Annotated in this window: 3 protein-coding genes; all 3 read right to left on the bottom strand. The window is 58.4% G+C overall.

The window, feature by feature from the left end:
• On the bottom strand, positions 1-1,617 hold a 1,617-nt coding region (locus FJY67_11495), incomplete at its 3' end, for a transglutaminase domain-containing protein (protein ID MBM3330072.1).
• Positions 1,618-1,779: 162 nt separating this feature from the next.
• The gene (locus tag FJY67_11490; protein ID MBM3330071.1) at positions 1,780-3,240 is read right to left on the bottom strand and encodes a T9SS type A sorting domain-containing protein; all 1,461 of its coding nucleotides are present in this window, start codon (positions 3,238-3,240) and stop codon (positions 1,780-1,782) included.
• A gap of 54 nt (positions 3,241-3,294) precedes the next feature.
• Positions 3,295-4,314: T9SS type A sorting domain-containing protein (locus FJY67_11485; GenBank protein MBM3330070.1), on the bottom strand; the 1,020-nt coding region annotated here is incomplete at its 5' end.

Here is a 4,314-nt window from a genome sequence, read left to right as displayed (position 1 = left end):
TTCCTTCCTCAAGAACGACGCAAGTTGAGAACGTTCCCTGCGACCGGAGGCTGGTTCGTCGTCGATGCGCACCGGCAGGACGAAGTCGAGGAAACGCTCACGGGCTGCGGAGTCGAGGGAGGCCAAATGAGATTTCAGATGGCCATCATCGGATGCGAGGTCCAGGGTCGTTGTCACCTCGTAAGGCTCACCAGGCCAGTCGAGCAAGTCCTTGGGGGTAAGCCGCTTGACGACCTCCCAACGGAGCGGATCGAAGCTTGGTGCTGGATCGGCCCCTTCCCTGCCCTTCCCGTTTAGAAAATCATAGATGGCGAGCCAGTTTCCGCGGGCGTCGAGGAGTCTCTGCAAGAGGACGTCGCGGAGTGTATCGTCAACACTTGCAAAGGCCGGATCGCTCCAAAAGCGGGCGGAGTCGGGCTTAAGATAAACCGATCCGGGATCGTCGCCGAAGTTCGGACGGAGCGGCCAAAGACAAGTCTCCCTAAGCGAGTCTTCGCGAGTCAAACGAGTCCTAAAGAGGCTGTCGGCACGTTCGCGAACCTCGGGTGAGATGATGCCGCGCGCTTCACCTTCGGCGGAGATAATGTCCGCTGAGGGAGCGCTTGCCGCAGGAGGCGGCTGATAGCAGAACCCGCCCGACCAGTCATCCGGCTCTTTGGCTGTCAGGCGTAGGGTCAGCGACTCGGTGGAGCCCTCGACATGGGCAAACGCCATTCGTTCATTCACCTGCACGGCTACAAACCAGTCGCCGATGCCGCTGATCAAGGTCAGATGGCCATTAGCATCAGAAGTGAGGGCCGTCGCCGGCATTAAAGTGCCGTAGTTCCAGAGGCTGAAGACCGCTTTTGCGCCTGGCAAGGTGCGGCCCTTTCGATCCAGCAAGACAACCTGAAGTTGCTTCACCGGCCCATAAACTGAAGTCGAGTTGATGGCAGTCGAGCGACCGTAACGGCGAAGCACCGGTTCGTCACCGGTATAATCTCCGTATGCGGTTGAGATGATGAGTATTGCGCGCTGTGCAGGACTACTGAACCACGCGGAGTTGAGGCTCTGTGCTGGTTCACAAGCGCCGAGGTAATACCATTGTCCATCCGCCCAAGCCTCGACCCAGGCGTGATTATCGTCGCTATGAGCCCAATAGGGGGTGTAACACTGTCGGGCTGGAATAGCCACTGCCCGCAACGCGCAGATGGTCAGGATCATTTCCTCTTCGCAACGCCCGTACCCGGAACGAATGGTTGTTAAGGGATCTTGATCCCGACCGTCGGTCGGACGATAGGTCGCCTTTTCGTGGCACCAGTGATTGACCTCAAGGATCGCCTCCGGCATCGAAAGGCCTTCGACGCGAGGCGCCAATTCGTCGAGGAAGAGGCGTCGCCATTTGACGAAAGGCTCTTGCGAGACACGGTGCGGCAGAATGAAGTGGTCGTAAAGATCGGGCGGGATAGACGCTCCCCATGGCATCCGGTCAAGGGCATTGCGAGCGAGGTTGACGTTTTCGATGAGGTCTTCGGCTTCAAGGCAAGTCAAATCGGCAAGCGGCAGATTGGCAAGCAGGAAGCGGTAATCGGATAGTTTGAAGTAATCTGAGTTGCCAAAGGTTGCGTCATAAGCCATCGGCTGTTCAAGTGGCCGAAAAGGGCTTCGGCATAAGGGCCGGCCCTAAGACCTTGATTGCGTAGAAGGGAGTCGAGGTCTTCGGCAGTGAGCGGTGTGGCGACGAGTGCGAGAAGCAGGACAGTAGCCGTCAAGCGGTGCGCGGCATGTCCGGTGGTCACGTTACTTTACCAGATAGACGGCACGGATTAGGGATGTGCCGGATGAGCGAAGTTCGATTAGGTAGAGTCCGGCGGGGTAGTCATGGAGGTCGAAAGCAGTAATGCCGATTGAAAAAGGCAATCTGCGCTGCGCGATTTCCCGTCCGTTGACATCGGTTAGCTTTAGGAGATTGCCAATCCCGGCAGTCGGAACTGAAAAGCGGATCGTGAGAAGTCCGTTGAAGGGGTTGGGAAAGGCTTCGAGCAAATGTCCGGTCGGAACCGGGGCGGTCTCATCCGGCACCGCAGCATAGTCCGGTGTTGCGCCTTGAAGCGGGATCGATAACGGGTTCTCCAGTTCGGGGTCGTTATGATGAAGGAAAACGCGCTCGGGGAATAGCGACTTCTCAACTTGAGGCGACCAGAGGAAACGGAGCCGGGCTGAACTATCGGGCGGAACGATGACGGGCAAGGGGGTCAGGAGTTCGATTTCCGATCCGAGACCGCCCGAGAAAGTGACTTCTGTGATCCGACCGGCGCCTTCGCCACGATTGGCGATGTGCAGAGTGCCGGTGCCGGCGTTTCCGGGATGGACGATGCCAAATGCAAGCAGAGGCTCATCGACGGCAAGTGCGGGTATCACCCGGCGGACTCGAATGCTCCCGGCGACTTGGAAGTCAGGGTCATTCTCGCCTGGCAACGAAGTGATGCTGGCGATTTCGCCGACTCCGGGGCTGAGAAAGCGATAGGCTATCGAGACGGGTATCTCAAAGCCGAAGGGCAGTTCGACTTCGACACGACGATTGAAAATGACCCGTGTCCCAACAACCGTTATCCGGCCGCCGAGAGTCGTCCGTTGACGCAGTACCGGCATATCGCCACCGCTGAAACGGAGTGTCCCCCAGGCGTCAAGTTCCGAGTCACCACCAAGGGTCAGACGAATATAGACCGAGTCGAATAGAGCGGCCAGTGTATCGGGAGCCGGAAATCCGATTTCGAATCGGGCGCCGATGTCCCACGCGGCTCCATACTCTGCCGGGAGATCGAGCATTTCAGGCGGATTCGGGAAGACAACCGGCATAGGCTCGCCGCCAAAGCCTTCGCCGTCGAAGCCGAGCAGATACCAACCGCTGTCGGTAACGGCCTCATACTGTAGATCGCTGGCGAAAAGATCGCCGGGGGCTCCGGCGAGAGTGCGCACAATACGGTTGGCGGTCGGGAAAGCCTCGGCGGAAGGCGCATCCTCGCGGTCCAGGAGCGAGTCGCGCTCGATAGTGTCGAATTGGTAGTCGGAGAAGTCCCAGAAGCGGTCTTCGCCTGCTTGCCCGGGATCGACTGCTATGCCGTCCGTAGTATCAGTCGCAGCCCAATAGTCGGCAAAGGTCCCTCCCTGGCGCGGAATATCGCCCGGGCGAATGACGACCTGAGCGATAGCCAGAACCGGCAGGAAGATGGGGAGAATTGAGCGGAAGATCGGGCTCAAGAGCGCTCCGATAAATACTGGGTGTGGAGTGAACAGCCGATTTGGAGTCCGTCCTCACCGGATGAGTAGAACCTTGCGCCGGTCGCTGCGACCGGCCGACTCGAGTGCGACCAGATAGATTCCGGACGCCAAATGACCGCCTTGATAAGCAATCTGGATGCGACCGGCACCGCGGCCGGTCCAGAGGACGTCGATCTCCCGGCCCGTTATATCATAGAGACGCAATGTGGCGTCACTCGCATCGGGCAGGTTGATTGCCAACTGAAGCCCGGCATTGAAGGGATTCGGGAAGAGGCGCTCGATGCCGAACTCAACCGGCAGGAGGTCAACATCTTCGACTCTGGAGTTGCGATCGACGACGAACGTTACCGGAATCAGGACGTCCGGCCCGAGGGCGTTGTGCTGAATCCGGACTGCGAATCTGTAAGCAGCCTCGGGCCAGTTGCGAGCGTCGAAGTTCATCGCTATATGGCGGGTCGAATCGGGCGGAACGATGCTTTGTAAAATACTTAAGCCGCGCCCCCGCAGGAAAGCGACCTGTGGTCCTATCTCAACAACCCGGATGCTGTCCCGTCCCGAGTAGTTCTTAATGTAGGCCAGAAGCATATGGTTGCGGTCGTAACGGGGATCGGCAATAACGGTAATTCCATTCGTCCCAATCGCCGGGTCATCGGTCATTAACTGGCCCCAGACTATCGATCTGTGCGTAACCGGATCGGTCTTGATGAGTCTTATGGTAGAGCGACCCTGCCCGTTGGGACCGATGCGGTCGGTTACGTATAGCGGCATACCGTCCGGATCGAGGCGGTTCCAGGTCATTCCGAGGGGGTTGTTCTCCTCACCCGGCTGGCGCACCGACCAGTGCTGGGTAACCTCGAAGTCATCTCGATAATACTCGTAAATGTCCCGCCCGCGCTCGGTGAAGTAGAAGAGACTATCATCAGGAGAGAAAGCGATCGGAAGGTTGACCGTGAGTTCGATCGGTGAATCGAATCCGAAGCCGCCGCCCAGATTGCCCTCCCGGTCGAAGGCGACAACCCGGCTTCTTCCATCATTCAGATGAACCGTTCCAAA

The organism is Calditrichota bacterium (genome assembly GCA_016867835.1).
Taxonomy (GTDB): domain Bacteria; phylum Electryoneota; class AABM5-125-24; order Hatepunaeales; family Hatepunaeaceae; genus VGIQ01.
Note: the sequence above shows the minus strand (reverse complement) of the source record. Positions and strands in the feature narration are given on the sequence as shown.